The following is a 4,803-nucleotide window of genomic DNA, read 5'->3' on the forward strand; positions in this document are numbered from 1 at the left end:
TTACGCAACGGCCACAAAGCCACAAAACGTTGTAGGCAATCTTACCTCGATATAATGAGAATTCAGTAACTTAATGCAGCAAGTATAAATTTTATTTTATTGAATTTTTTTCAGTAATACAAAGCAAAAATCTTCATTTCAATTCATCTATTTTTTTAAGAAATGCAAATAACCTGATTTTAAAACATTTAGACGAAATTTACATATTGATATTCAAAATATCACTAAATTTAATCAACTAATAATTGAACGGATTTACCTACATTAAAGGATTCAATTCAACTTGTTTTTTAATTAATAAAAGTATATTATGAAAAATAAAATAACTTCTTTAGTTTTACTTCTAGCCTCTTTTTTTATACATTTTGGTACGTATTCTCAGTCTAAGAAAGTATACACATCCCTATTGAATGAAGATTTCAATACAAATGAAAATAAGTGGAAAATTGAAGTTTTTCCACAATATAAAACATTTATATCACGTCAAAAATACATATGCAGTCATCCATTAACAAACTTAAAGTATGATTTCACTAGAATACCAGTTTCAAATGTTTTGAATTTAATTAATCAAGCAGAAAATACTGAATTAAATTTTTCATTTGAAATTCTGGAAACTCAAAGCGATGGCTATTTTTCATTTGGATTGGTCTTTGATCGACACGATAACACTGATATATGTGCTGAAAATGAAGAAAATGTTGGGGATTTTTATTTAATACAAATTCAAGGTAATAGTAATTCAGCTAAAATTACCGCAAACATTAATCAAAGAGAAAAATGTCAATTTAAAGAAATTATCAAACCAGTTAGAGATGCAAAATATAATAAAGCAAGTAAAAATCTAATTAGTATTTCAAAAAATAATAGTACATATGATGTAATCATAAATGGTACAGTTGTAACATCATTTGTTTATGATGCCAAATGTAATTTCACTGATCTATATTTTCATCGCGGGTCATATGCTTTTGACGACATAAAAATAAATAAGATTTCTTATGATTTTTCGAGCCAAAATGGATTCGAACAAAGTAACACTAGCAACGAAAAACCAAAAATATATGTATTATTAGCAGGAATTAGTAATTATAATAATCCTAATTATAGTATTGGACAACTTAAAGGGCCTTTAAAAGATATCACTGCTATGAAAAGTTTTTACAACAGTATCAGTGGTGGTGCTATTAAAAACACTGATATAGTTTTTTTACCTGATAAAGAAGCAAACGCAAATAATATATTGATGAAATCTGCAAACTTATTTTCCAAAGCAACTCAAAATGATGTCATAATCACTTACTTATCAGGACATGGCGGTGTCGGTTATTTTTGTGCTTACGATCAAGGGCTACAATATGAAAGACTAAATTTGATAATTAACAAATCGCCAGCGAGAAAAATATTTATTGTTGATGCATGTCATGCAGGTTCATGGGATACAACATCTGCAATTACAAGTAAAGGGGAAAAACTTACAGAACAACAGGCTCTTGACCTATTTTATAAGCAACTAACAATCTCTGGAAATGGAATAAATTGGTTATTAGCTTGTAGACCTGATGAATATAGTGCTGACGGACAAAACAACGGACTTTTTACAGAAATTTTACTTTCTGGTCTAAAAGGAGCTGCAGATAAAGAAGGAAATGATGACAATATTATTACATTACAAGAAATTTATACTTATTTAACTCAACAATTCAATGTATGGAATAATCAAAATAGAGGTCGTTTTTGGATTAATACAAATGTTCCTCTTAAAATGAACCCTGTTCTTAAATCCGATGGAAATACTAATATTCCAATGGCTGTTACTTATTAATAAAACATGCCTTTTTCATTTAAAAGACTGCCTACAACAGCGGTTTTGAGCAAGTGGGGGTTAGTGTGTAACTGGAAGAGTTGTTTCTTGGCAAACTTTCGTCCTACTTTGCAATCTTTTGGCTAAATTTGTCCCCACCTGCTCAAAGCCGGCGGGACGTTATACAACATTTTACCAACTATGAGCGAAAAAAGCCATTTAGATTATTTAAACAAAACTTTTTTAGAAGAACTAAATTATAAAATTTGGTCAACAAAAGGAAGTCGATTTAATGCTAGTACTCGACTATCAAAAATGGCTAGATGGTCAAATTTTGCACTAACAATGTTATCTGTTTATTTAACTGCTGTCGGACTTCTTTCAGTATATAATATTAGTGTCAGTACTGAAAAATTAGACGAAAACTTAATAGCATATTCAATAACGTGCTTATCAATTTTAGCACTTGTATTGGGTCAAATAGAAAGTGCTAAAGATTATAGTATGAAAGCAAAAGAATTTCATAACTGTGGTTTAGAACTTTCTAAAATTTACAATGATCTTAGAATTTATAAAACCTTAAAAGAAAACCAAACATTAGCAGACAAAGAGCAGTTTGCGAAAAAAATTTCTGAGGCATATCAAAGAGTACTTGAAAAACACGAAAATCATCAAGCAATCGATAATGAAAAATTCAAGACCACAAAAGCTAAATATCACGAAATGAATTGGTTTGATGTCTTAATAATTAATATTAGATATTATTTAAAAACAACCTTTATATTTCACTTATTGATTTTCCTTCCACCAATAATTATTATTAGTTTATTGTTAAAATAAAAACGTTGTATAACAGCGGTTTGACGCAATAGCTAATTTGCTCTTGCTTCATAATTTTATTTACGAAAATGCTTATCTTTAACGGAAAATAAATCGTTCGCTGGCATCGCTACTGCAAGCCAAGCCACGGGACGTTGTGCGTAATTTAACCTAACTAAATGTTCAAACAAAATCTATGAATGATTCTATAGAAAATCAACTTGAATATAAATCTTACTTCCCAAATTATCAATTAGAATTTGTATTCCACAAATGGTTAATTGATGATGGCAGTTATATTGAAAAAGGTGATTACATTTACGAATATTCAAACTCCTCATTACTAGATTCAATATTAATTAAATCTGGTCGTAAAACAAATGCTACAATAACAAAACATAAGGCTGAAAAAAGTGGTTATATTGATTTCTTTTATGATAACAGAAGTTTTCATATTCCTAAAAACCAATTGATGTATTTAATCAGAAATAGTGATAATGAAAGAATACAAAGTAAATTCATTAATGTTCCCAAAATAATAAATGATGATTTTACAAATTCGATAAAAATATTATGGCAAAGAGTCAGCTCAAATTTTCCACTTAGTGAAGGAATAACATCTAAATCAAATGATTTAAATGTTGATTTATCATTTAGCTTTAATTTTGAAAATGATTGTGATAACATAGTTTTTAATTTTAATCCTAAACAACTAAAACCCAAACAAAATGATAAAATATTATTTCTTTTTGATAATGGAGAAATAGTAGAATTTGAGTTATTCAAAAAACCAATTTTGATAAAAAACATCACAACCGATAAAATATTGCAATATAAATCACCAATAACACAAGATGAATTAAACTTATTTTCAGAAATAAATTTCAAAAAATGGAAAATCATACTTAAGAATGATAATCATGAAATAATTGGTGGAGAGTTTGGAGGAGATAGCAATTATGTATCTAAAAGCAATTTAATAATTGTGATTAAAAAATTTGCGAAAGAATATTTAAAATTGGTTAGTGAAAAAGTTATCAATTACAAACCTTTAGGAACTCGCATATCAATTGAAAATAAAGAAATTCAAACTGATGATTATTGTTATGTATATCTAATGCAGGATACAAGCAATGGTTATTTCAAAATAGGAATTTCTAATAAACCAGAATACAGAGAAAAAACTTTACAAAGTGAAAAACCTACAATAGAAATGATATGCTCTAAGAGATTTCCAATTAGAAAAATTGCAGAAAGCTTTGAAAAGTCACTACATCTTGCATACGCTGAAAAAAGAATACGTGGAGAATGGTTTGAACTTGCTTCAATTGATGTTGAACATATTATCGAATCATTGAGATAAACTACGCACAACAGCGGTTTTAAGAAATTGGGGTTTTAGGCAAAATTTAAAGGTAATTTTATATATTTGACTTCAGTCTTAACGGAATGGTTCGGGAATAAAAATCCCCAACTTCTTAAAGCCACAGGACGTTGTACCGCATTTTAACAAACTGTTCGCTTAAGAATAATGAAAGAATTGATTGACAAAACACTTTTAATAGAATCTATCGAATTTAATGGTTCTATAATTGAATTAAAAGAAAGATTTCGAAACGAAAAAGATCAGAAATTCATACTCGAATGGTTTTCAGAGAACGAATTTAAAATCCTCTCAAAAATATCTTTAGGAACTTTAATTTCGAATTCAAATCCCGGTCTTTTTGATGGAATAAAAGGTTACGGAAAGTTAACAGAATTACAAAGCGGAAAGACAAAAATTGACCTGAAAACCAAACTACGCGTTGAGCTTTATTTTACTGTAATTATACCAATTCTTGCAATTATTGTTTCATTATTGAGCGGAAAAGAAACACCTTTGTGGAGTATTTTTGTATTTCCATTTATAACTCTATGGTTTTGGTCTATTCTCAGATATCAAGAAAGAATACTTTTTAGAAAGTTTATAAATTATATAAATCCTAAATAAAAACGCGGTACAACAGTGGTTTGGCGCAATAGCTAATTAACTCTGACTTCATAATTTTCTTCACGAAAATATTTATCTTTAACCGAAAATAAAACGTTCGCAGGCATCGCTACTGAGCCAAGCCGCGAAACGTTACCAGTAAGTGCCGAACCGACGCTCCGAAAACCAATCTGACGTTGAATTGTTACTG

At 28.9% G+C, this 4,803-nt stretch carries 4 protein-coding genes; all 4 read left to right on the forward strand.

The genetic code is table 11. The features are described from left to right. The first annotated feature begins 310 nt into the window (after positions 1 to 310). The 4 genes from EZM65_RS15260 to EZM65_RS15275 all read left to right on the forward strand — a co-directional run bounded on the left by EZM65_RS15260 (position 311) and on the right by EZM65_RS15275 (position 4,613). On the forward strand, positions 311 to 1,825 hold the full coding sequence (locus tag EZM65_RS15260) for a caspase family protein (protein ID WP_136669426.1): 1,515 nt from the start codon (positions 311 to 313) through the stop codon (positions 1,823 to 1,825). A 180-nt stretch (positions 1,826 to 2,005) separates the two neighbouring features. Continuing rightward, positions 2,006 to 2,644 (forward strand): SLATT domain-containing protein, encoded by a 639-nt coding sequence (locus EZM65_RS15265; RefSeq protein WP_136669427.1) that lies wholly within the window; start codon positions 2,006 to 2,008, stop codon positions 2,642 to 2,644. Between the two features lie 175 nt (positions 2,645 to 2,819). Then, positions 2,820 to 3,986, forward strand: a complete 1,167-nt coding sequence (locus tag EZM65_RS15270) for a GIY-YIG nuclease family protein (RefSeq protein WP_136669428.1) — start codon at positions 2,820 to 2,822, stop codon at positions 3,984 to 3,986. A gap of 168 nt (positions 3,987 to 4,154) precedes the next feature. Continuing rightward, positions 4,155 to 4,613 (forward strand): hypothetical protein, encoded by a 459-nt coding sequence (locus EZM65_RS15275; protein WP_136669429.1) that lies wholly within the window; start codon positions 4,155 to 4,157, stop codon positions 4,611 to 4,613. Positions 4,614 to 4,803 lie beyond the last annotated feature (190 nt).

The sequence above is a fragment of the Flavobacterium sp. H122 genome (genome assembly GCF_004959765.1).
Classification (GTDB): domain Bacteria; phylum Bacteroidota; class Bacteroidia; order Flavobacteriales; family Flavobacteriaceae; genus Flavobacterium.

Bases quoted from the DNA above. Each gene is read 5' to 3' on its own strand.
- EZM65_RS15270 (WP_136669428.1), top strand. From the start codon at position 2,820: ATGAATGATTCTATAGAAAATCAACTTGAATATAAATCTTACTTCCCA.
- EZM65_RS15260 (WP_136669426.1), top strand. From the start codon at position 311: ATGAAAAATAAAATAACTTCTTTAGTTTTACTTCTAGCCTCTTTTTTT.
- EZM65_RS15265 (WP_136669427.1), top strand. From the start codon at position 2,006: ATGAGCGAAAAAAGCCATTTAGATTATTTAAACAAAACTTTTTTAGAA.
- EZM65_RS15275 (WP_136669429.1), top strand. From the start codon at position 4,155: ATGAAAGAATTGATTGACAAAACACTTTTAATAGAATCTATCGAATTT.